Source organism: Limosilactobacillus oris (assembly GCF_025311495.1).
Lineage (GTDB): Bacteria > Bacillota > Bacilli > Lactobacillales > Lactobacillaceae > Limosilactobacillus > Limosilactobacillus oris_A.
On the sequence record NZ_CP104398.1, the window covers coordinates 682,543 to 705,515 of the forward strand.

The 22,973-nt window shown below is 49.6% G+C and carries 15 protein-coding genes; 3 read left to right on the top strand and 12 right to left on the bottom strand.

Annotated elements, in window-relative coordinates:
- Positions 1 to 130 precede the first annotated feature (130 nt).
- From N4599_RS03665 to N4599_RS03680, 4 genes are read right to left on the bottom strand one after another with little or no spacing between them, the layout of a single operon-like run.
- The gene (locus N4599_RS03665) at positions 131 to 2,338 is read right to left on the bottom strand and encodes a glycoside hydrolase family 3 C-terminal domain-containing protein (RefSeq protein ID WP_260902064.1); all 2,208 of its coding nucleotides are present in this window, start codon (positions 2,336 to 2,338) and stop codon (positions 131 to 133) included.
- Between the two features lie 31 nt (positions 2,339 to 2,369).
- Positions 2,370 to 3,536 (bottom strand): glycoside hydrolase family 5 protein, encoded by a 1,167-nt coding sequence (locus tag N4599_RS03670; RefSeq protein ID WP_191363957.1) that lies wholly within the window; start codon positions 3,534 to 3,536, stop codon positions 2,370 to 2,372.
- A 16-nt stretch (positions 3,537 to 3,552) separates the two neighbouring features.
- Positions 3,553 to 4,806 (bottom strand): MFS transporter, encoded by a 1,254-nt coding sequence (locus N4599_RS03675; protein WP_062812923.1) that lies wholly within the window; start codon positions 4,804 to 4,806, stop codon positions 3,553 to 3,555.
- Positions 4,807 to 4,849: 43 nt separating this feature from the next.
- A complete protein-coding gene (locus N4599_RS03680) occupies positions 4,850 to 6,853 on the bottom strand; it encodes a beta-galactosidase (RefSeq protein WP_260902066.1) in 2,004 nt (667 codons plus the stop codon).
- 130 nt (positions 6,854 to 6,983) lie between these two features.
- On the opposite strand from N4599_RS03680, the gene N4599_RS03685 reads away from it, so the two are divergent.
- Positions 6,984 to 7,874: a helix-turn-helix domain-containing protein gene (locus N4599_RS03685; RefSeq protein WP_062812921.1), complete on the top strand. Its 891-nt coding sequence runs from the start codon at positions 6,984 to 6,986 to the stop codon at positions 7,872 to 7,874.
- Here the strand turns inward: N4599_RS03685 and N4599_RS03690 are convergent.
- Positions 7,871 to 9,520, bottom strand: a complete 1,650-nt coding sequence (locus N4599_RS03690; RefSeq protein WP_062812920.1) for a glycoside hydrolase family 43 protein — start codon at positions 9,518 to 9,520, stop codon at positions 7,871 to 7,873. The genes N4599_RS03685 and N4599_RS03690 overlap by 4 nt on opposite strands.
- Positions 9,521 to 9,695: 175 nt before the next feature.
- On the opposite strand from N4599_RS03690, the gene N4599_RS03695 reads away from it, so the two are divergent.
- Both N4599_RS03695 and N4599_RS03700 read left to right on the top strand, forming a co-directional pair.
- A complete protein-coding gene (locus tag N4599_RS03695; RefSeq protein WP_191363953.1) occupies positions 9,696 to 10,532 on the top strand; it encodes a helix-turn-helix domain-containing protein in 837 nt (278 codons plus the stop codon).
- A 184-nt stretch (positions 10,533 to 10,716) separates the two neighbouring features.
- On the top strand, positions 10,717 to 11,214 hold the full coding sequence (locus N4599_RS03700; RefSeq protein ID WP_260902070.1) for a DUF1440 domain-containing protein: 498 nt from the start codon (positions 10,717 to 10,719) through the stop codon (positions 11,212 to 11,214).
- Positions 11,215 to 11,290: 76 nt separating this feature from the next.
- Here the strand turns inward: N4599_RS03700 and xylB are convergent, their stop codons facing one another.
- From xylB to N4599_RS03735, 7 genes are all read right to left on the bottom strand, one after another.
- Positions 11,291 to 12,799, bottom strand: coding sequence for a xylulokinase (xylB, locus tag N4599_RS03705; RefSeq protein ID WP_260902072.1), 1,509 nt, complete (start codon positions 12,797 to 12,799; stop codon positions 11,291 to 11,293).
- A 159-nt stretch (positions 12,800 to 12,958) separates the two neighbouring features.
- Entirely contained in the window at positions 12,959 to 14,308 is a 1,350-nt protein-coding gene (gene xylA, locus N4599_RS03710; RefSeq protein ID WP_003715908.1) for a xylose isomerase, read from the bottom strand.
- A gap of 279 nt (positions 14,309 to 14,587) precedes the next feature.
- Complete coding sequence (locus N4599_RS03715; RefSeq protein WP_191363951.1) at positions 14,588 to 15,421, bottom strand: alpha/beta hydrolase; 834 nt, start codon at positions 15,419 to 15,421, stop codon at positions 14,588 to 14,590.
- Between the two features lie 154 nt (positions 15,422 to 15,575).
- Positions 15,576 to 15,986 (bottom strand): hypothetical protein, encoded by a 411-nt coding sequence (locus N4599_RS03720; RefSeq protein WP_194176936.1) that lies wholly within the window; start codon positions 15,984 to 15,986, stop codon positions 15,576 to 15,578.
- A gap of 18 nt (positions 15,987 to 16,004) precedes the next feature.
- Positions 16,005 to 17,519, bottom strand: a complete 1,515-nt coding sequence (locus N4599_RS03725) for a hypothetical protein (RefSeq protein WP_260902075.1) — start codon at positions 17,517 to 17,519, stop codon at positions 16,005 to 16,007.
- A gap of 220 nt (positions 17,520 to 17,739) precedes the next feature.
- Positions 17,740 to 18,450, bottom strand: coding sequence for a DNA methyltransferase family protein (locus N4599_RS03730; protein ID WP_260902078.1), 711 nt, complete (start codon positions 18,448 to 18,450; stop codon positions 17,740 to 17,742).
- Positions 18,451 to 18,467: 17 nt separating this feature from the next.
- Positions 18,468 to 22,940, bottom strand: coding sequence for an Eco57I restriction-modification methylase domain-containing protein (locus N4599_RS03735; protein WP_260902080.1), 4,473 nt, complete (start codon positions 22,938 to 22,940; stop codon positions 18,468 to 18,470).
- Positions 22,941 to 22,973 lie beyond the last annotated feature (33 nt).

Sequence of the window (22,973 nt, forward strand, 5' to 3'; positions counted from 1 at the left end):
TTGAAATAACAAAATCGCCTACTGCGGTCAAAAACCACAGCAGACGATTTTAATTTTTAAAGTCGGAAAGTCAATATTCGGAAGACAGCCCGGCTGCTATTAATCGTGCTGTCCTGCTACCGAGCCGTTTTTACCGCAATGCCTGGAAAAACTTTTCGCGGACCTCTTCGGAAATCCCCGTCGCGGCTAACGACCGCAATGGCATATTCGCGGAAATCGCGACCCAATCCTTATCCGCCATCATCGGCTTCAAGACCTCATACAAGCCAGAAGACTTCAGCGCCGCCTGTACCTTTGGATCCGTGTCATTCCAGAGGTCACCGAGGTAGGTATCTTCCGTCACCGTCCCCAGCGGGTTAACACCAATCGTCAGCTTAAACTGGGCGGTGAGGCGGATGTCCCGGGAAGAGCTGCCGACCATAATCTCGTACTCGCCATTGTCGGCTTCCCACTGCTCTTGAGCAACGTTGTAGTAGCTAAAGGCCCGGCGCGGCAAGGTCAACGTAACCGTCTGGCTCTCGCCCGGCGCCAGTGCTAGCTTCGTGAAGTCCCGCAGCTCCTTGACCGGCATTTCAACCCGGCTGACGTGGTTGGCAACATAGACCTGGGCGACCTCCTTGCCGGCTACTTGGCCGCTATTGGTAACCGTAAACCGGACCTTCACATCATTGCTCTCTTCACTCACCGTCAGGTCACTGTAAGTAAAGTCCGTATAGCTTAGACCGTGCCCAAACGGGAAGCGGACCGGCATCTCGTGCAGGTCGTAGTAACGGTAGCCGACAAAGATACCCTCATGGTAGTCCTCTTCATCATGATCCTTGGCAAAGGTGCCATAGGTCGGGTTATCCTGCAAGCGGAGCGGAAAGCTCTCGGAAAGTTTTCCGGACGGGTTGACCTTCCCCGTCAGGATGTCCCAGGTGGCCTCTCCGACCGCTTCTCCGGCCAGGTAGGTTTCCACGATTGCTGGTACCCGGTCCGCCCACGGCATTTCCACTACAGACCCGTTTTGCAAAACTACGGTGACATTGGGGTTGGCCTCAATGATTTGCGTCAGCAGCTCATTTTGGTTGGCTGGCAGGGCGATGGAATCCTTGTCAAAGCCCTCCGTTTCCATGCTCTCTGGGAAGCCGGCAAAGAAGATGACCCGGTTACTCTGCTTCGCCAGTTGGACGGCCTCCGTAGTCAGTTCCTGGTCCGGCGCCGTCTCGGCAAGGCGGTAGCCAGCAGCATACTTCGCACCAGCAGGAGCCGCAGCCAGCGGAGTAACTACGTGGTGAGCGTTAACGTGGGAACTCCCGCCACCTTCAAAGCGGGGTTTAGCGGCTAGTTCACCAATAATCGCCAGTGACTTATCCGTGGTCAGTGGCAGCTGATGGTCGGTATTCTTCAACAGGATGATACTGTCGTCGGCCACCTGCCGGGCAAACTCGTGCTGTTCTTCCTTATCGTACTCAGCTGGATGGGCAACATCCTTGCCCCAGTGTTCAACCATCTTGAGGACCCGGAGAACGGACCGATTCAGCGTTGATTCCTGCAAGCGGCCCTCCTTGACTGCTTGCACGATCTCGTCGACCGAGGCTTGACCCTTGCCCGGCATTTCCAGGTCCAGGCCGGCCTTGATTGCCGCCACGTGGTCCGCCACGGCTCCCCAGTCAGACATGACTAGGCCCTGGAAGCCCCACTCGTTCCGGAGAATTTCCGTCAGGAGCCGCTGGTTCTGTGAATTGAGAGTCCCGTTGAGCCGGTTGTAAGAACACATCAAAGTTGCCGGCTGGGCCTCCTTGACGATCCGCTCAAACTGGGCAAGGTAGATTTCCCGCAACGCCCGTTCATCAATGTTGGACGAGGAGGTAAAGCGCTGGTTTTCCCGGTTATTCGCCGCAAAGTGCTTGACGCTGACACCGACGCCCTCCTCTTGAACGCCCTTGACGTAAGCAACGCCCATCCGCCCCGCCAGCAGCGGGTCTTCAGAGAAGTATTCGAAGTTGCGACCTGCCAGTGGACTCCGCTTGATATTAACACCGGGGCCCAACAAAACTCCTAAACGTTCTGCATTGGCTGCAATTCCCAACTGGTGACCTAGGCGGTAAAGCAGCTGGTCATCGAAGGAACTCGCCGTCAGGGCTGACGACGGGAAACAGACCGCGTCAACGGAGTTATTAACGTCCGTCGGGGCTACGTCAATGTCCTGTTTCCGTAAGCCAGACGGCCCGTCCGACATCATCATTCGGTTAATCCCCGGCACCTTGGCGGTAAACCAGAAGTCCTTACCGGAAACCAGGGCCGCCCGTTCCTCTAAAGTCAGTCCCTGGACAAACTGCAAATCAACTTTTACCATTCCTGTCACCGATCCTTTCTGTTTCCTCTACCTAAATATCTTGCGGAGCTAACCACTTCTTGTCAACTACCCGCTGGAGAGCCCAGCAGTCCCACCCGTACCAGGCTGGTTCGTTGATGGTGTCGATATTTAGCTTATAGGTCCAGTAGATGTAGCCAATCCCCTGGTTCCAGGCGTCTACCTGGGTCTTCCAAAGGGTTTGGTAGGCATGTTGCAATTCTTCCTTGCTCAAGTGCGTAGCCCCGGCAAATTCCTGTTGGGTTGGGTTAATCCCGCCGTTCGTATCGACCCCAGCGGTATAGGAATTAAACAGTGACCATTCACCGGTCACAACTGGCACAACCTTATTCACCGCGGCAATCTTCTTGCCAAAGTCCGTCATCGTTTTTTCGTAAGCCGTCAGCGAAAGATCGTGGTTTTTCATTTCCGCCATCATCAGGTACTGGTGGGTGTCCAAAACGACGTTCTCAAAATCATTTTGCTTGAAAAAGTCTTCCCACTTGTCAATGTCAAAGCCGTCGTGGAACATAATCACCTTGTCAGCCGGCAGGAGTGGCCGCAATAAGTCATAGCAATCCTGGTAGTACTGGTACAGGAAGTCAAAGGTAATTGGTGCACTGCCAGCTGCCTTTGCCGGGTCCCGCGGTGGAAAGCGCCGTTGCATATCACTAAACATCGCCGCCGTTGCGGGCTCATTGAGGACTTCAATTCCATAAAGGCCCAGCCGCTTGCCGTAGCGTTCCGCAAGCCGCTTGACAACGCTTTTTTCAAACTCAACCTCGGCCGGCTCACTCGCCCACTTGCAGACCCCGGAAATTCCACCGTTGTCAAAGCCATTTTGGCTATCTGGCGCGGTGTGCAAATCCAGCAGAATCTTAATTCCGTATGCTTCTGCCCAGTTAAAGGCGCGGTCGACCTCGGCAATTGCCCCGATAAACGGTGCCCGGTCGCCAAAAACAAAGTACGGAACCGGTAGGCGGACCAGGTTAAAGCCAAGACTGGCAATCCGTAAAAAGTCTTCTTCTGTAATGAAGTTCGCCCGGTGCTGGCTGATTCGGGCCTGGTAAACGTCCGCGGGCAGGTCCTGGGCCAGGTAATACTCGTCATCGGCTGCCGTTCCATCAAATAGGTGCGGTGACATCCACTTTTCCAGGACGAGCCACCCGCCTAAGTTAACTCCTTTAATCTTTTCGTCCATTTTCTGTTCACCCCGATTACTTAGTGCAACGAATCATCTGAATAAATACACAGGCAATAATGGCAAAGGCAATCGCTACTGGGAAGACCAGTTGGTAACCGGCTGCAGCCACCAGCGCGCTGGTTACGATTGGTCCAGCTGTCTGGCCCAAAGTCGTCGCCACGTTAATAATCCCGAGGTCTTTTCCGGCTTCCTTCTTTGATGGCAGGACGTCCACGTTGAGCGCCTGGTCGACGGCACCGTAAACGGCGTAGCCTAACCCGGCAAATCCGGCGAACAGCATCATCGAACTTGGTGACTTCATGACCCATGGCAAGAAGTAACCAAGGGCCAGCAGGAAGGACGCAACGATTACCGGCACTTTCCGCCGACCAATCTTATCGGAAATGGCACCGGAAGCCAATGAACCAACCAGGCCCACAATCATTGTAATCACTGACATTACCGAAATTGTTGCCGCAGCGGCTTTCTTTCCTTGGCCAATGTACATTTCCAAAATATAGAGCTGGTAGTTCAAAATCATGTAGTAGCTAAAGATCAACAGGGTCCGGCCAACGAAAGCTAGCCAGAAGTCCCGGGCACCCTTCATCGGCGGCCGGAACGAGAGCATGAATTCCTTCAAACCGCCCTTGACCGGCGCCATGTCCTTAGATGACTGTTCACTCGGCCAAACGATTACCGTGGCAAGGCCGGCAATTCCCATCAAGACTCCCGCAGAAATAAAGCCGGGGATCTGAATAGTGATAAAGTAGGCACCGACCAGCGTACCGATGGACGTCCCCACGGTCGTTCCCGCGGAGTAAAAGGCCGACATCGTTGCCCGCAGGTCATCTGGAACCCGGTCAGACAGGGTTGCAATCACCGGTGCGATAATCGCGTTCAGGCCGAACATACAAATGCAATACATCAGCCCCATCAGCCAAACATTGTCAAATACCCCCGTCAAAAACAGGGTTACACCACCAACGATTCCCCCGCCAACAATCCAGGGTGTCCGGCGACCATACCGGGACCGGGTCCGGTCGGAAAGGTTACCAAAAAGCAGGTTTGAAACCAGCGACGCAATCGCAGTAACCGCATTGATAATTCCAAAGATCGTCGTAGCCTGAGCACCACCGACAACATCCTTCAGGTGCTGTGGCAGCAGGACTGCCGAAACAATCCCCAAACCACTCATCCACAGTAATGAACAAACAAAGAATGATAGTGAGAAGCGGACGCGATCAGCTTTAGAAATGTCCGCTTGTGCTTTTTGATGTGCGTTTTGCATAATCTTCCTCCTATTAAGCGCTTTCAATTTCATTCAAAAAAATTTATTGTTCTTCAATGATTTTGACCGCCCACGGCTGGAGCGTCATTTGTTCACCCGCTGCCACGGTCTTCCCGCCGAGCAGTTCCGTGCCCTTTACTGGTACGGTCACCTGCTCCTCAGCAGCGGAATAGTTAAAGATAAAGTCAATTTGCCGTTGTTCTTCGTTGATGCCAGATTTAACAATTACCGGGAAATGAGCATCGTAGTTCGGTACGAGTCCTACCTGTTGGCAAACGTGTTCGACCAGTTTAGCAATGACAGCCGGGTTGGCCCAGCAGCCGAGGTACCAGGTCATCCCCTGACCATACTGGTTTTCCGTAATGGCGGCATATTCCTTCCAATGGTTGTCATAGCCAGCAAGGACCTTCGCCCCATCAGAAATCAGCAGTTCAGCCCACTGGTCAATCGTCGGGTCAACGTCTTGAAAGATTCCAGAACGGTCCGCAAGCTGCTCGCCATTCGGGTCAACAAACATTTCGTAGTGGGCACCGATGGCCTCGCTGATAATCCCCGGCTGCTGGCAGGTGCGGACCTTGACGTGCTCATCCGTCACCCCGTCCTTGAAGGTGTACAGCACGTGTCCCCCCTGGCGAACGTAATCGTTCAGCCGCTCTAAGAACTGGTCATCGGTGACGTACAACATTGGCACGACGACCAGGTCGTACTTAGGCAGGTCGATAGTCGCCGGATTCAGGATATCCGTCCGAATGTTTTGCCGGTAAAAGGCGTCGTACAATCGCCGGAAGACGTCATTGTACTTATCCTTGCCAATCCCAAACTCCATCCAGTTGCCGCTCGTTGCTGTCAGACTCTCGTTGTCGACCACAAAGGCTACCCGGGAGTTGATTTTGAGGTTCACCAGCTTGGGTGACAGGCGTTGGAAGTCGCGACCGACCTTCTTGGCCTCGTTGTAGACCGGATTTGGTGCAAAGTCATGACTCAGCAAGCCCTTCCAGTAAGTTTCAAAGGAATTATGAATGGAGTGCCAGTGCCAATATTCAACCATGTTAGCTCCGCTCGCCACGTGACTAAAGGCGAGTTGGTAGAGCTGGCCCGGGTAGGGCGTCCAGGTCTTAAAAGCCTGGGCCTGGGTTTCCAGTACTAGGTAGTTTTGCATTTTAATGCTCCGGGCTTCATCCCCAGCAAACGATAATTCTGCCCCCGTCAGCTGCCGTTGGGACGGGTGGTAAACATCAATCCCAATCACGTCTAAGCAGTTTGCTGCCGCGAAGTGGTTGACGTCCGGCTGGATACCAAAGGAGTAGCCCCGCCATTCAAAGTCAAAGTTATGGGTAATGAATTGTCCCTCATGCTTATACTCATTGACGATCCGGGCCTGCCAGGCAAGGTAGTCGGTCACCAGCTGCCGTTGGTACTTAGCAAACTCACCGGCCAGACTGCCATTGATTGTCCCGTTCACCGACGGAAAGTCCTCCCAGGCGTTAATCCGGTTCGACCAGTAGTCAAGACCAAAGTCGTGGTTAAACTGCTCTAAGTCGCCATCATACTTTTTCTTGATGGCCTCCACAAAGCCCCGTTGAACATTCTTGCTAGAAGTTCCGTAATGCTTCGTTTCGTTATCGATCTGGTATCCAATCACGTTGTCATACTTGGCCGTCACCGCCAGCATGTGCCGAATCACCCGCTCAGCATAGTAGCGGTACACCGGACTGGTGATGTCCATGATCTGGCGGGCGCCGTAGGGCTTTCGCTGGCCATTATTTTCCACCAGGACCTCGGGGTACTTTTTAGCTAGCCAGGTTGGAAAGGCATAGGTGGGGGTTCCCACAATCACGTTCATCCCTGCCGCCTTCATTTTGTCCAAAACATAGGTGAGCTTAGTAAAGTCAAACAAGCCGTCCTGGGGTTCATAGGTACTCCAGGTACTTTCACCGATTCGGACGACATTGATTCCCGCATCCTGCATCATTGAAATATCCTTGTCGATCCGGTCATAGGGCAGGTACTCAAAGTAGTAAGCCACCCCATACAAAAGCTGTTTCATCTTAAGTAGTCCTTTCTGTCTGTCCGTTTTGAAATCGATTTCATTTGCGACGCTTTTATTATCATGTTAATGTAAGCATATTCACAGCGTCTTATTTAGGCAAAATTGTCCCTTTTCGAGGTAATGATTAATGGAACCGTATCATTCGCAAACACTGAAAAACGCCCTGCGCCTCCCCGCTCTCAGCTGGCGGCTAACCTTCTTTGGCGGCCACTCCCAGCAGGTAAAGGCGGGTTGGCATATCGGAACCGAGCGTCACCTGGCCTTTGAACTGATTCAGATTCTCGCCGGGTCCGAACGGGTTCACCTGGCCCAGGACGCCTTTGTCCTAACTACCGGGGATATCCTCATCATTCCCCCAAACCTTGACCATGATATCACCTGTCTCCAAGATATGTCTTACTTCAATTTTCACTTTGGCCTCGACGACCAGGAACTCAGCACCCGGTTGATTGAACGCGGGTTGATTTACTATCCCCGCTCCACCCAGCAAAATAAGGAGCTGGTGCCCAGCTTGACGGAACTCTGGCGGCTGATCCGCCCCGATATGCAGTACGACTTTGACACGAAGCTCAAGGTGCAAAAGTTCTTCACCGACTTTTTAATCACCCTCAACCAGCAAACCACGATTCGGGAACAGGCAACGAGTCTGACCAAGCTCAAATACGCCGGAATGATTGCCAGTGGTCTCCAGCAACAGCTGAAAAAGCAAATCTTTGACTTCAACCACCACGGTATTGACCCCCGGCTGACTGCCGCTTTAACCGTTAAAAAGGTTATTTCAGAAGCGCAGATCAGCCTCAGTTATGGTTCGGAGGTTTTCAAAGACGTTTACGGCGTCTCACCCCGTGCCTACCTTTCCGAACTAAAGCTCGTGGAAGCTAAGCACCTCCTACTGATTCCTGATTACAGCATTTTGGCAATCAGTACTGCGCTCGGCTACAACGAACAGTCGCACTTTGCCAGGCAGTTTAAGCGCTGGACTGGGATGACGCCCAACCAGTACCGCAATAATCGTTAATCCCGGTTGTGAACGCTGTAATAGGCGAATTTCCCGGCAGACTGGTGCTGGTAAGCGTCGACCGCGCCGATAAAGTTAAACAGCCCCGTAAAGCCGCCAATTTCTCCGGGCTCGCCATTGACCCCCTCATCGGAAAGGTAGGCCAAATCGTAGCGACCGCCTAACTGCTGCCATTCATCCTGGGAAGTAAAGCGGTAAGCGACTACCACTTGGCCCTCGTCATAACGGAGCCGCACCTCCACGCTCTCGTCAGGGACCGGAACCTCGTCAAGGTAATCGTCAATCCGCTGGCCCTGCTTAGCCTGGAGGACACGCAAGACCGTTTCCCGTTCATTATCTGCTTGCACTAGGCGGACATAGAACCAGTTATTAGCGTCATAGTACAAGCCAACGCCCGCTGTTTCTGAGTAATGATCGGGATGAAAGGTCACCTTTGTCTGCAGGTCATAGTGCAATGAGGTTGCCCGGGTTCCCATAATCGAAGGCGCCACCTGGGAAAAGAGGGAATTCCGACCGCTGATCAGCAGGTGCCCGTCTTGAACCGTCACCCAGTCACTGCTTTGCCCGTGGTAAGGGGTCATAAAGCGGTGGTCATAGTGGTCGGCAGCAAAGTGGTCCTCGACGTCAACGGCTTGCCGGTCCTGCTTGACTGTTCCCGGAACCGTCACCGTTTCTTTCGCCAGGTTGCTGCCATCGGCCAGTTCCAGCCAGCCCTCCTGGGTCCAACGCATCTCTTGCAAGGCGGTTTCCCGTCCCAGCGGGTTAAGTTTTTGGCCTGGTAACGGTCGCGAGGTTAAGTGTGCCATGTACCACCGACCATCAGGAGTTTCCACCAGCGAACCGTGACCGGATTTTTGTAGCTTAGAGTGCGGGTTATACATCTCAAAATGCCCCGCATCTGGATCCCCCAGCGAGAAAAGGTGGTGGGGTGACGAAGTGATGATCGGTTCACCGGTCGGATTGGGTTCGTATGGTCCAAAGATCTCCTTTGACCGGCCGATTTCCACACCGTGCGCATAGCCGGTCCCGCCTGACGCTAAGAGCAGGTAGTAGTAACCACCATGCTGATAAATCTGCGGGGCTTCGACACAGCCCCGGGTCGTAAAGCCCGTGGTTACCCGGTGCCATTCATGAACCCGGCCGCTTGGCAGATCAACTTCCGCGATCACGATGTGGCCTGGAGCCTGGTAGCCTTCCCGCGTTTCCCATTCCAACACGGCTGCGTAGTGCTTGCCATCTTCGTCATGGAAGAGCGAGGGGTCAAAGCCAATCGAGGTCAGGTATGCCGGCTTGGTCCAGGGTCCCGTGACCTGGTCCGCGGACATGATATAGCTCTCGGCATTAAACTCGCGGCCAGCCATGTTTTGAATGTGGCAGAAAGCCAGCCAGTATTTTCCGGTCTGCTTGTCGTATGACAGGTGCGGCGCCCAGATTCCCGCCGGGGTATTAGTCCCTTGGAGGTCGACCTCCTCATCGTCTAAGGCGTAGGTAAGCAGCTGCCAGTTGGCGAGGTCGCGCGAATGAAAAATTTGAATCGCTGGCTTCCAGTGAAAGGTCGAAGTAGCGATGTAATAATCTTCACCTACTCTTAAAATTGACGGATCCGGAGCCATCCCGGGAATAATTGGATTTTTAATTACGCTCATTATTTACTTCCTTTCTTTCAGCAAACAAACACTGCTATAATAGTCTTTGTAAGTTAGTGTGCTTAATAAATCAACTGTAATGATAGTATATTGTATCCGCTTTCAGGTCAACGTAATTAGACGCTTTGGTTCACTTGTGAATCCTCTTAGGTAAGAATTGTAAGGTTGGTGATTGATGATGGATAACCTGCACCACGAAAACGTGGTCGTTAATACCAGTATTGGAATCCGTTTTTGGCGGTCGGAAGTCAGTACCCGGGGGTACGTCCCCTTCCACTGGCACAGCAGCATTGAGCTTGTCTGCGTACTCCAAGGACGCCTTGACTTCACAATTAATGGGCAAACCTTCGCCATCCAAAAGGACCAGTTTATTGCAATTCCCTCAGGAGTAGTTCATGCCGTGACTAACCAGCCCAACACTGCCTATGTTTTGCAAATTCCGCTAAGGGTCATTGAGCCCTACATTGACCACCCCGAGCGGGTTAGCTTCATCAATAACCAGGTTGCCAGTCCGGCCTATGCAACGGCCTTAACACTCATCAAACGTCTCGGCACCCTATTGATTAAGCAGCCGCCCGCCTTTCGTTTCGACAGCCAGGTCGCCTTCGTATCGCTTTTAAAGGTGCTTTTTACCGAGCTTCGTGATCCAGAGCGGCAGGTCGCCAATAGCGACAGCGTTAAGCAACTGCTGATTTTCATCAATGATCACAGCACCGAACTGCTTTCCGTCGCCGCACTTGCCCGTGAATTCGGTTATAATCCGAACTACCTCTCCCGCCGCTTTAAGCAGCAAGTCGGCATTTCCCTGATCCACTATATTTACCTGGTCAAGCTCAACCACCTTTACAACGACCTCGTCAACACGGACACTGACATCAGACAATTATTCCAAAAGAACGGCCTGACCAATCCCCGGACCGCCCGCAAATTTTTCCGGGAAATGTTTGGCAAGCTCCCCAGTGAAGTTCGCCAGCAAAAAAGCGGCACGCGACCGACCGAAAAGCAACCCTAGTACCGACTGCCGGGGTTGACACTTCCACCGTCTTCCCCTGTAATTTACGACCTTATCCAGAATAAATAAGCGCCCTCCTAAGCTCGGTTCTACCGTACTCGGGAGGGCGCTCCTTGATTTTGATTTCAATAATAGGACTTATAGCACAACCCCTGCTATAATTAACCTTAAAGGATGTGATCTAATGGTAAAGTTGAATTATAAACACGTTTTACTCGCAGGCGTGAGCGCGGGGGTCATTTCCGGCCTAGTCAAGTTGGGCTGGGAAAATATTCTCCCGCCCCGGACACCAGAGCGCAATAAGGTTAACCCGCCGCAAAAGCTCTTGCAGCAGCTCGGCGTTCCCGCGGCGCTTACCCAGGCAACTTACCGCTATTCAGGTGAAGACCTACCATGGGTCAGCTACCTGGTGCACTTTGGCTTTTCAATCAGTTTTGCGACTGCCTACGCCGCCCTGCTGGATGAAAAGGTGCGGAGTTTAACCCTTGGGGAGGGAATTCCCTTTGGCCTCGCGGTTTGGGTCGCCTTCCACCTGGTGATTATGCCCGCCATGAAGACTGTTCCTAGTGTCCACGACCAGCCGTGGGAAGAACACCTTTCCGAAGCGCTGGGCCATGCCGTTTGGATGTGGACCAACCATGAGATTGCCGACGAAGTTCTTCGCCAGTTAAAGCAAAAGTAAGCAAAATTTCCACAAAACAGCAACAGGCCGCCAACGCCCGGTTTAACCGAGCATTGACAGCCTGTTTATTTTTATCCTAATCCCAGCTATTCCGCAGGGTCATCAACTGGTGGCTGAGGCCCTTCGTCTGGTCATATACCTGATGGTAAACCTTGTACAGGTCGTTGTACTTGGCGACCTGGTCGGCTTGTGGCTGGTAGGTCTTGCCGAAGTGAACGAACTTCTTCGCGCAATCCCGCAAGGAATCATACCAGCCAAGCCCTACGGCAGCCAGCATGGCAGCACCCAAACCAGGACCCTGTTCGTTGGTCAGGGCCACGACCTTCTTGTTGAAGATGTTCGCCTGAAGCTGGAGCCAGAAGTCACTCTTGGCGCCCCCACCGATGGCGACCACGGTATCAAAGTCCTGGCCGTGCTGGTCGTAGATGTTCAAAATATCCCGGAAACTGAAGGTAATGCCCTCAATTACGGCCCGGACAAAGTCGTACTTATTCTGCATACTGTCCACGCCGATGAAACTCCCCCGGATATCAGCATCGGCGTACGGGGTCCGCTCACCGACTACGTACGGGGTAAAGAGCAATCCGTTGGCCCCCAATGGTCGTTGGGAAGCCCGGTTGACCATTTCCGTGAAGTCCTCGTCTGCGGCAAAAGTGTGCTTAAACCAGTTCAGCGAGTGACCAGCCGCCAGGGTAACCCCCATTGAGTAGTAAGTGTCGGGAATAGCGTGACACTCGTACTGGAGGGCCCCGTGGTAGTTGACGTTAGCGTCCGGCTCGTACTTGAGGACCACCCCGGAAGTTCCGATACTGGACATCACCATGTTGGGCTGGAGGATGCCGGCACCAACCGCCCCGCAGGCGTTGTCACCGCCACCGCCAAAGACCTTGGTTGACGTTTTCAGGCCGGAGAACATGGAATAGTTGTCCGTTACTGTTCCCGCCTCGTCAATCGACCGGATCAATGGTGGGCAGATCGACATTGGAATATCAAAGGCGTCGCAAATCTCCTTGCTCCAGGTCCCCTCCTTGATGTCGTAGAGAACCGTCCCCGTGGCATCAGAGTAATCAATGGCCTGCTTGCCGGTCATCACGAAGCGAACGTAGTCTTTTGGCAAGAGGAAGCTCTTTGCCTTCGCCCAGATGTCGGGCTGGTTTTCCTTGACCCACAACAGCTTTGGTAGGGTAAAGCCTTCCAAGGCCCGGTTACCGGTAATGTCGATAAACTTGTCGCCGAGTTTTTCCCGGATCTCTTCACACTGTTTCGTCGTCCGGGTATCGTTCCAGAGCATTGCTGGCCGCAGAACCTGGCCGTTTTCGTCAAGCAGGACGAGGCCGTGCATCTGACCGGAGAAGGAAATCCCCTTAATTTCCTCCGCCTTGAGGCCGTCCCGGAGGATGAGCCGGTCAATGGCGATGGTAGTTCCGTATAGCCAGTCGCGGGGGTCCTGCTCACTGTATCCCGGGTGGGGCTGGTGGAGGTCATAGCCGTAGCTTTGCTGGGCAGCAATCTGGCCTTCCCTGTCCATAGCGGAAACCTTGACGGCACTGGTCCCGAGGTCAACGCCGATTACGTATTCATTCATCACATTCATTCCTTTCTGCAAAAAGGGCCGGGGCAAAGTTGATTGCCTCGGCCCTTATATTAGCTGACACTACTCATGCTGTTAATATTTTTAGTGAACATTTCTTGGATTGATAGTTAGTAATTGTTATTACATGTAATTTCGCGGTTTTGAGGTGAATTACTTAGCAAGAGTTTCAATCATGTAGTGGTTGATCGTGTCCTTGATTTCTTCCAGGTGGTCAGACTGAGTTGCGGCCCGCAGTTGTGCTTGTGGAGTATCAATAACCTTAGCTTCAAGGCTCTTGAAGTCTTCCTTGCCGTCTTCGATTTCCTTACCCAGACCTTCGTCCCAGCTAGCGTAACGGGTCTTGAGAACGTCGTCGATGAAGCCGTCTTCCTTCATGGCGGCGGCTACCCGCAGACCTGCGGCAAAGCTGTCCATGCCGACAATGTGACCGTAGAAGAGGTCTTCTGGCTTGAAGGAAGTCCGCCGTGGCTTAGCATCAAAGTTCAGACCACCACGAGGGCCGATGCTGCCGTTTTCGATAACTTCCCACATAGCAGCAGTAGTTTCGTACAGGTTGGATGGGTATTCATCAATGTCCCAGCCAATCAGCTTGTCACCCTGGTTAGCATCCAGAGAACCAAGCAGGCCAGCCTCACGGGCAACCCGGATTTCGTGCTGGTAAGTGTGGCCGGCCAGGTTAGCGTGGTTACCTTCAAGGTTGAGCTTAAAGTCCTTGTCCAGACCATATTCACGCATGAAGTTGATAGTTGTTGCGGCATCAAAGTCGTATTGGTGCGTGGTTGGTTCCTTTGGCTTTGGTTCCAGCAGCATTTGAGCATCGAAACCAATTTCGTTAGCGTAGTCCTTTGCCATGTGGAACATCTTGGCAATGTGTGATTGTTCACGCTTCATTTCGGTATTCCAAAGTGATTCGTAACCTTCACGGCCGCCCCAGAAGACGTAGTTCTCTGAGCCAACCCGCTTACCAATTTCCAGACTGTGTTTCAATTGGGCACAAGCGTAAGCGTAGATTTCGGATGATGGTGCAGTACCAGCACCGGACAGGAAGCGAGGGTTCGTGAACAGGTTGGAAGTGTTCCACAGAACCTTCATGCCAGTGTCCTTTTGGTATTCCACAATCTTGTCAACAACCTTGTCCAGGTTCTTGTTGGTTTCACGCAGAGTGTCACCTTCTGGAGCCAAGTCCCGGTCGTGGAAGCAAAGGAAGTCAACGCCTAACTTCTTGTAAAATTCAAATGCGTAATCCACCTTGGCAAGTGCTTGGTCCATTGGGTCACTGTACTTGTCATATGGACGAGTAGCAGTTCCGTCACCGAATGGGTCAACCAACCGTTGGTCAAAGGTGTGCCAGTAAGCAACTGAGAACCGTAACCAGTCCTTCATCTTCTTACCTAAGATTACTTCGTCTGGGTTGTAGTATTGATAGAACAAGCCGGACTTCAGGCTCTTGTGTGGGCCTTCATATTTAATGTCACCAATGTTTTCCCATAAATCAGCCATAATTAATAGCCTCCTGAAATGATTTAGTTTGTATAAACAACTAACTTACAAGTCTTAATATACTCCCCTATTTTTGTTTTGTAAACCCTTTCTTGATAAAATTTCTAAATTTGTTGTTGATTTCACAAGTGTAAAATGGGCTTCCGATTGGCTGACGTGGTCTTGGTGCACCCGCGGATTGGTTAGTGAGCAATAAAAAAACTGAGAAATTGCTTTCCCAGTTTTCTTTCTTAAGATAACGTGTTCGCTAGCACAAGGTGGCAACTCGCACTTCTTTCATTAGTACCGCCGCTGATTAATCCAGCGGAGGATTTCGTCGTAGATTTCCCACTTCCGACTCGTTTCATTGAGGATTTCGTGCATCAGGAACGGGTAGACGTGGAGTTCTTTATCCTTAGAGCTGATCTGGGCGTAGGCAGTCAGCGAGTCCTTGTAGCTGATCAGGCCGTCCTCGAGCCCCTGGAGGTAAAGTATGGGGTCGGTAATCTTTTGGATGTGGTCGCGAAGGAAGAGCGAGCCCTGCCAGAGGACATTGTTCATGATGCCAATCGTCAGTGTGTGGAGGACCTGGTCGTTATTGATGTACTTGTCGACCACCCGCTGGTCGCAGTCGAGCCCGCCGCTGATGGCGTTCGGGATTTCAGTTTCCGCCCCGCCCTCCAGTGGAAAGCTCAGGTTGGAGGTATTTTCTGATAAGGAGACCGGGTCGGTGACGATGAGGCCGTCCACCGTTTGCGGGTATTCGACACCGTAGAGGAGGACGGTCTCCCCGCCCATGCTGTGACCAATGACGAAGGTCGGTAGGTTCGGGTAGTTAGCCTTGACGCGGTCAACCACCTGTTTGAGGTTTTCGGAGAGGTCGTCAGGCGCCTTCATGAAGCCCCGCTTACCCCCACTCTTGCCGTGGCCGAGCTGGTCGTAACGGAAGACGTTGCAGTCATGCTGGACCAGGTAGCTGGCGATGGGGTCAAAGCGGCCGGCGTATTCTGCTAGCCCGTGGACGATAATTACGTTGGCCTGCGGGGTGGCTGCCAGGTTGGTAAGCGTGTGGAGTTGTGCGCCCGGGGTGTTGGAGTCAATCATCGCTTCTTGTTGTTCACTATAAAAACTCATTCCAAAGTCTCCATTTCTATGATTGAATTTCGAAAACGCTTTCATAAAAATTATAATGCTTTCGAGTTGAGTTCACAAGCTTTTATTGAAATAAAAGGCCTGTGCTCTGCTTTTCACAAAGTACAGGCCTGGAAATTTGTCTGATAAATTGGTGCTAGTAAAGCTGAATCCCATCGAATACCCAGAGGTCAGGGATTGCTGTAACCTTGCGGATAGTGTCAGAAACATCGCTCAATCGTGGGTTTGGAAATACGGAACCGGTAAATTTGGCATTCCTATCTGGATAGGAAATTGTTAATTGCCAAGTTCCGACGTCAGTAGCAAAGTCCATCTGGTCATCTGGCTGTTGAAATTTTTCGGCGACCATCCCCAACACAGTTTCCGCCGTGCTAGCATCAACCTGCTTTTCAATATGACGAACCTCTTCGGTGCTCGTTCCTGCTGAAAAATCAACCCGACCATCAGCAAAAATCGTCAGTACTTGGCCAACCTCCTCGCCCCGCTTTGGTGGCGAAAAGAAAGAAAAATTTTCTGAATCGAGTTGGATTTTGGTGATGTCTTGCATAGGGGCTACCTCCTCAAATCACTTCAGGTAATCTTTTAATTGTTGTAGGTCTTTCTCTGACACCCGTTGCAAATCGTCCTCAATAAATAGGTCAATTACCCCCTTAACACCCTGGTCAATTTTATCGCTGAGATAATCCTCAACAGCACGGTAAAAGGTGTAAAGAAGAATCTTGTAGTAAAGCAGTTGACTTTGCTTTTCCTCGTAAGGTAAATCCAACACCCTGTTTTCATCTGCCGCTGGTAAAGAAATTTTTGCCTTATATGACGCATATTCTGAAATCGCCTTGGCAACATCAATCACTTTTTTCCGGTCTGGCATGAAGCTTTCAACAGTACCTTCCAGCATTTGATAGCAATTAATCACCGCCTTAATTGGGGCATTCAGTGAGTCATTGTACTTCTCAGAAAACTCCCTGAGCGGTTCATAGTACCTCGGTGGGAGTGGTAGGTTGACATCTTCTAGAAGCTCGCAGTAGTCAAGAAACTCGGCCCGCTTGTCTGCATTGAAAAAGCCATGGCTTAGCGCAATTTGAAATTCCTTTTCTGGGAAATCCAGGTTCTTTTCGGCACCCTTAACAACCGCCGTCCAGTCATCATCAACCTGGACCATCAACTTAATTAGCTCCTCCCCAGATTTCTGATCGAGTACAGAATGACGGAGCACGTGGTAAGGATTCAAGAAAAGTACACTTTCATTATACTTATTCTTCAACTCCAACAAGTGCTGAGCGTCCTGACCACAAACACACTTTCCAGCCACTGGTACAGAACCATTAAAAGTACCATGGAGATCTTCGATAAATTCCCAGCCACTACTACTAAAAAGTCGTTCCATATCATTTTGCAAGTATTGAAAGCGGTAAACGATAAAAGAATTTAATGCATTTAACTTAGCTGAAGATATGGATTGCTTCCGTTCAATATTCACTGTTTTCTTAACACCTTTCTTTTCCACACTGAGTGCATATCTACGTAGCTGCGCTTCATCCCTTGAATATAAGGGCAAATCTACCCGACGAAATTCTTCAATCCGTCGTGCAAAGTTGCTGCTTGCAATCTGAGGATAATCCGGCGATTTTCTGGCTTGCTGGTATCGTTCCTCAGGAAAACGCTGCCCCACAGCATATAGCCGAATAATTGAATCTCGATAGATATCAACTTCATTTTTCCGGTCCATAATTTCTTTTTTGACCTTACCGGAAAGCCTAATCTCATCTTCAAAGCACTTTTTGCCTAAGCTGATGGACTTATTCTTACTCAGTGAAGACAGCACATAGCTATCCTTAATCGGGTGGTAGCCACAAATATCACACTTCAGCGAGTAGCCTTCATGTATCCGTCCTCGTTGGTAATGTGGGTCCGTTTCAATTCCCTCAAAAATCCAATCATCAGCCTGCATAAACTGTAAAGTGATATTAAATGAAACCCATAATAGCCGACCAAATTGACGCAAAACCTTTACTTGCTCCGGACTCATCGTTTGCACAATTCTGCTCCGCTCTTCGTCCGTATAGAAATTAATCCCTGTCATTACATAAACCCCTATCTCGTTTTTTGAAATCCCTTTCACAATTATATGGTTTCTATCACTACACTGGCAAGATATTTCTCACGATTCCGGCATTCCACACACGATAAAACTATAAATTTCTGCAAGCTTGCGTGAATTTGCAGATTTGTCGTGTGTCATTTGCCGAAATGGAGCAAAGCAAAAAGCAGTGCCTGGCATCTTGCCAAACACTGCTTTCGTCCTATTCAAGTTCCTGCTTATAAATATCTGTCCACTTACAAATTGCGTACCGTGCCGACGGAAGATCATCTTCTTGCTTTGCATCGTCAAAGTCTTCTGTGCTATCAAACAGATCTAACTGCTGACTAGAATGTTGGACTGTTCCCGTGGGACCACTCTGGTTAAGAATTGACTCAAAGGTATATTCCGTCCGCCGTACCTTGCTGGGCTGACCAGCCACTGTCTGCCATTCACTAAACACAATTGGCGCTCCCGTGTCAGTAATTCCCTCGAGGGTGTCACCCTGGGCCATGTTCGCCCGAATAATCACTTGCGCACTCTTCAGGACATGGTCGTTAACCCGTCCCTTAAAGTCATCGACAATGATTCGTGAATAGGTCTGACTAAACGTCATCATCATATTCATCACAAGCATTTCAACGTTATCCTCAAGATATTCAATTCCGTATAACGTTGATAATGCAACCAATACATTGGTATTAAAGGCACTAGCAGTATTGCTTTGCTTGGCGGCAATCTTGAGTTTCCGCTTCAAAAGTTCGGTTAAGAAGGCACCTTCACCAGCAGACGGTTCCAAAAAGGTAGCGTGCAGGTTATTAATCTTGGCCGTTATTTCTGGTTGGTCGAGCATGAAGTCTACCACTCGTTTAGGCGTAAAGACCTCACCATGGTTCTTGACCCGATCGGCAGATTTGATTATTTTTTCAGTCATAGTTCACCGTCAACCACTTAATCCATCGCCTGAACTTTGGTTTCAATGAAGTTGATTTCATCATCCGTCAAGCCATACTTCTTGTAGAGCTGCTGGTCAATCTCTGGGATTGGTTTTGACCAGTCAATATCGGAGTTTTGAGTAAAGTCTTGCATAGGAACAAGTTTCCAAGTCTTTGAGGTATTGTCCTGTGTAATTTTAAGAATTCCTAACATTACACGGGCAAATTTTGTTTTGACGTACTTCATTGCAGAAGTTGCTTCAAATTCCGTGTTAAATTGTCCAATACTGATAAACGTTTGCGTGTTCCCAACCAGAGGTTTCCCAACCAGAGGTTTCCCAACCAGAGGAGTACTTAAAGTTTCACCTAAAGAGCCACTACCATTGGCCTTGGGCACAAATACTTTCCAGGTCTCCAAATTCGTATTGTTAGAAATATATTCCTGTCTTATATATCTGAAAACTCTCTTTTTCTTTGATAGTCCTAGAATTTTGATATATTTATGATTATCTTTAGGGACCTCTTTATGGAATATATCTGGAAGTTTATCAAAAACATTTGATTTCAAATCAAATTTATGTCCTTTACTTAAACGAGAAGCTGCGGAAGGATTATCGATATGCATCTTATTAGTGAACTTATAAGTCTCGGGTGCAAAAACTATCTTACTTAATCCGTTTATTTTCTCTTTGTTAGTAACATGACCTAAGATACCTACTAAAACTTTAAACGGAATATAAATCCCGGCTGGCGCGTACAATTCTTTAATTGATCCAAATTGTTGATTCTCGTCTAGAAGGGTGATCACTACCCCCCCCTTAATATCTGTACGAGGGAACACGTCACTACTATTCGCATTGTATTGGATTACTTTTAAATGCGAATTATTTAGCATTTTTCTATTCCAATCTTTTGGTGTACTCCCCGCATTAAATAAAAATCTAGCGGGTGTAATCAATGTTACTAGACTACTGAGCTTCTCAGACAAATCATAGAATTCATTATAGATAGGTGCTCTATAGTTGTCATTATCTCCATGCGATTCGTCTTGATACGGTGGGTTCCCAATTACAACATCAAACTTCATACCACCAAATACCCCTTTAATTTTCTTTGCTTCTGCGCTTACATCTTCTTTAGCATCTTTAACGATGTTTGGCACATACTCAACGTTCATATCAAAGTCCTGGTAGCCAGCAAGGGTCCGTTGCGCAATTGTCTTGGCCATCGGTGTCTTAGCAATTAAAAATAAGTTTTCACGCAAAATCCGCTGCCAAATAAATAACTGGTCGTCCAAGCCAAATTTTCCAGCGGTCTTTTCATTTAGCTTCTGGAATGCTTGCCAGTACAAGGACATCCCCGCATAAAGTGGGTATAACCCCGTCTTGGAGTTAATTTCTAAGATGTGCGTGTCGTCCTTAAAGACTTGGTCCGTATATTCGGTCTGAACCCAGTGGTTAGCACTGACGCCATCTTTAGTCGAATATTGGTAGGAATCATCAAAGAAGGACAGGCCACCAATAGTTTTCCCGAGGTGCATATTGACAACCCGCCACGGTGTCAGAACCGTTTCCTTGTCTGGGTTCCTAAACGTGCCAAAAATCCCAGCAAGTTCTTCAGCCCGTTCAATCGGGTCTAGTTTATCCAATGCTTTGACCTTCCGACGAATAATGCGCCCCGCCTCAATGAAGACATCCTGGTCATAGTACTTGCTAAATTTACGGAAGAGGTCCTTAGTGACGCCCTTCGGCATGAATTCTTTCCAAGACTCATCATCGACGTTTTCAATGAACTTATTAATGTTCACGTCATCGGACAGCTCGATATCCATCCCATAAATCATCATTGGAATCCGGATCGAAATGGACCGCAGAATTGAAATCATCGTCTTCCGTTGCTTCTTCAGTTCCTTCATCTTCTCGATGGCGGCTTCTTCCTCTGGCGTCCGGTCTTTCTTCCGCTTCTTTTTCTTACCGTTCAGTGCATCATTGTATTCTTCATCAGTGAGCCCCTGGTGGTTAATATCGACTTTCACTGGCTTCTTCTCAGATGGAGTTGTCCCGACAATTGCCTTAAGATCATTAAATTCTTTCAGATCAACATCTTTCAGCATCAGCAACTCATCACTGTACAGGGAGTCATCATCAAAACCAGTCCGGACTGCTTTTTCGGCGTAAACTCGCTTAATTTGTGCCAGCATAGTGTCAACACTGTAACGTTTCATTCCGTTCCCGTTCATTCCAATGATTGGGAGGAAGTTCATCAGCTCTTTCATCTGGTCCTTCTGAGCACTACTGGTTCGCTTACCAACCCCAGTTCGCAGTTGGGTTGATTCGGCCATAACCGTCAAAGCCCGGTCAGGAGCAAAGTCGAAGATATAGCAATTGGTCTTCTTCCCGAAAGTTGGCGACGAGTACGGCGTCTGCGCACGGAAAGCCGCTTGCAGGTATTGCATGGCACTGTTGGTGTTAGACAGGAATACAACACCCGTCCACGGCTTGACCGTTACACCGGTTGTGAGCTTACGAACCGTCAAAGTAATCGTCTTGGTAGCAGCCGGGTCATCCCCGATTGCCTCATTAACCCGGTCCACATCACTTTCTGAAGTTATCCCGGTATCGTCCCCGGCAACATTCTTCACCACGTTGACAATCTGGTAGCCACTTGCCTCGCCCAGAACCGGATCCTTCTTAAGGAGCGCCTCCATCGCGCCAGCTTCCTTTACACCGGGCATAATCCAGAGTGTGTGGCGGAGATTATCCCGGAACTCTTTCTTTGAGAATGGGTAATTGGTCCGGCTATCCGGCGAAGTAATGTTTGCGAGGAATTGTTTTACCTTATCCTCATACACAAATTTCCCCTGGCTATTGACACGGAAGAATTCCTTGAAGTTAAAGGAGTGCGTACCATCCCCTATAAACTGTGGCTCATCAAAGTTCTTGTTCATTTCAAAGGTGAACATATTAACCTTAGGCAGGCTTGCATACGGGTTTGGTTCACTCGGATGGTCAATTCCCCATTGAAGTTTTGCCTGTTGCTCCTGAGTGTAATCCCAGGTGTAAACTTGGTCTTCATCGTACTGGTCAAGAATATTAAATGGCGTTCCTGAGAGTTCGAGTACTTTCGTATCATCACTAGAGACAAGCTGCGTAACGTTCTGGGCTAACTCCGTCTGGGTCCCTTCATGAGCCTCATCAATAATTACCAGGTCCCAGTGAGTATCAAATAGTTCCCGGTTCTTGTCGCCAGCCTTCCCACCGGCCTCTTCAGAGCCACGTAAGTCCTGAAGAGAAGCAAAGTAAACGAATGGCTGGTCAGAGTCTTCAAGTTCATTGAAGGTGGCACCCTGTTTTTTAGAACCGTACAGGTAACCAACTTCAGGCATCCCAATCTTCTTAAAATCTTCAAACCAACCTTCATCTACGACCGGCCGGTGAGTCATGATTAGCACATGTTCAAATTTTTCATCCTTGACCAGTTGCAAGGCTGAGAGCGTTTTACCAAAGCGCATTTTGGCATTCCACAACATCTTGTTATGCTTCTTAAATGCCTTCTTTGCTTTTTCGACAGCCTCTTTTTGCTCCGGCCGGAGAACAATTTTGACTTTCGGCTGACCCTGCCGTTTCAAATCAATGGTCGACTGTTGGTTTTTAACGGCCTTGATGGCTGCTTTTGCTGTCGGAAGGTCGGTGTGGAACCACTCCTGTCCCTGTAAAATATCACTGTGCTTAACACCAGAACGTTCAAGAACCCGGTGAACGTCAGTATCCGTGAACCACATGTCGTCTGATTTCCGGTATGCCAGCTCGACCCACTCAAGATTTAGCGGAAGCCCGGATGTGGTCATATACTGCTTAATCCGTTTTTCGGCGTCCTCACGCATCTCAGGGCTGTTATCACTATTATCACGGGCCAAGTCACCAGCCTGAGCTTTCCCAATCTTGAGGTTGCCCACGTATTCTGCAAAGTGCCCATTCGAGGTATCAGCACTTTGAACGTAGATGATATTACGGTCTGATGCCGGCGGACGCACCGTCGTTGAGTACAAGAAGTCATCCAGTTTTGGCTCCTTAAAAGCCGTCACATCTACCTTCTCATCATAAAAAGTATTGACGAACCAGACCAATAAGATATAAAGATGCTTAATTGTGTCAAGCGCCTCTTCCTGACTAATCAGGGTTGCAGTTGCCAGTTCATGAGCAGCTCTGTTTCCAGGCTTCTTGATTGCGTAAAAGAGGTCAATTGCATAGGAATCAATAATATTTTTCTGCTTCAAGTCATGCAAAACATTACTAAAGGTACTGTGCACCCCAACCTTTACAAACTTCTGGTCAGCAATATCGCGTGCCAGGTTTTCGGCGACGGTCCGCGTCAGCGTCAATACCGGATTATAAAACCCTTGCGTGTAGATAGCTTCAGCTTGCATTGCACTTTCAAAGTACTGCGCCGTTAACGGTTCATCCATTAAAAATGAGAAGTTACTTTTCATATCGTCTAATCCCCAAGTAATTTAAATAATTCT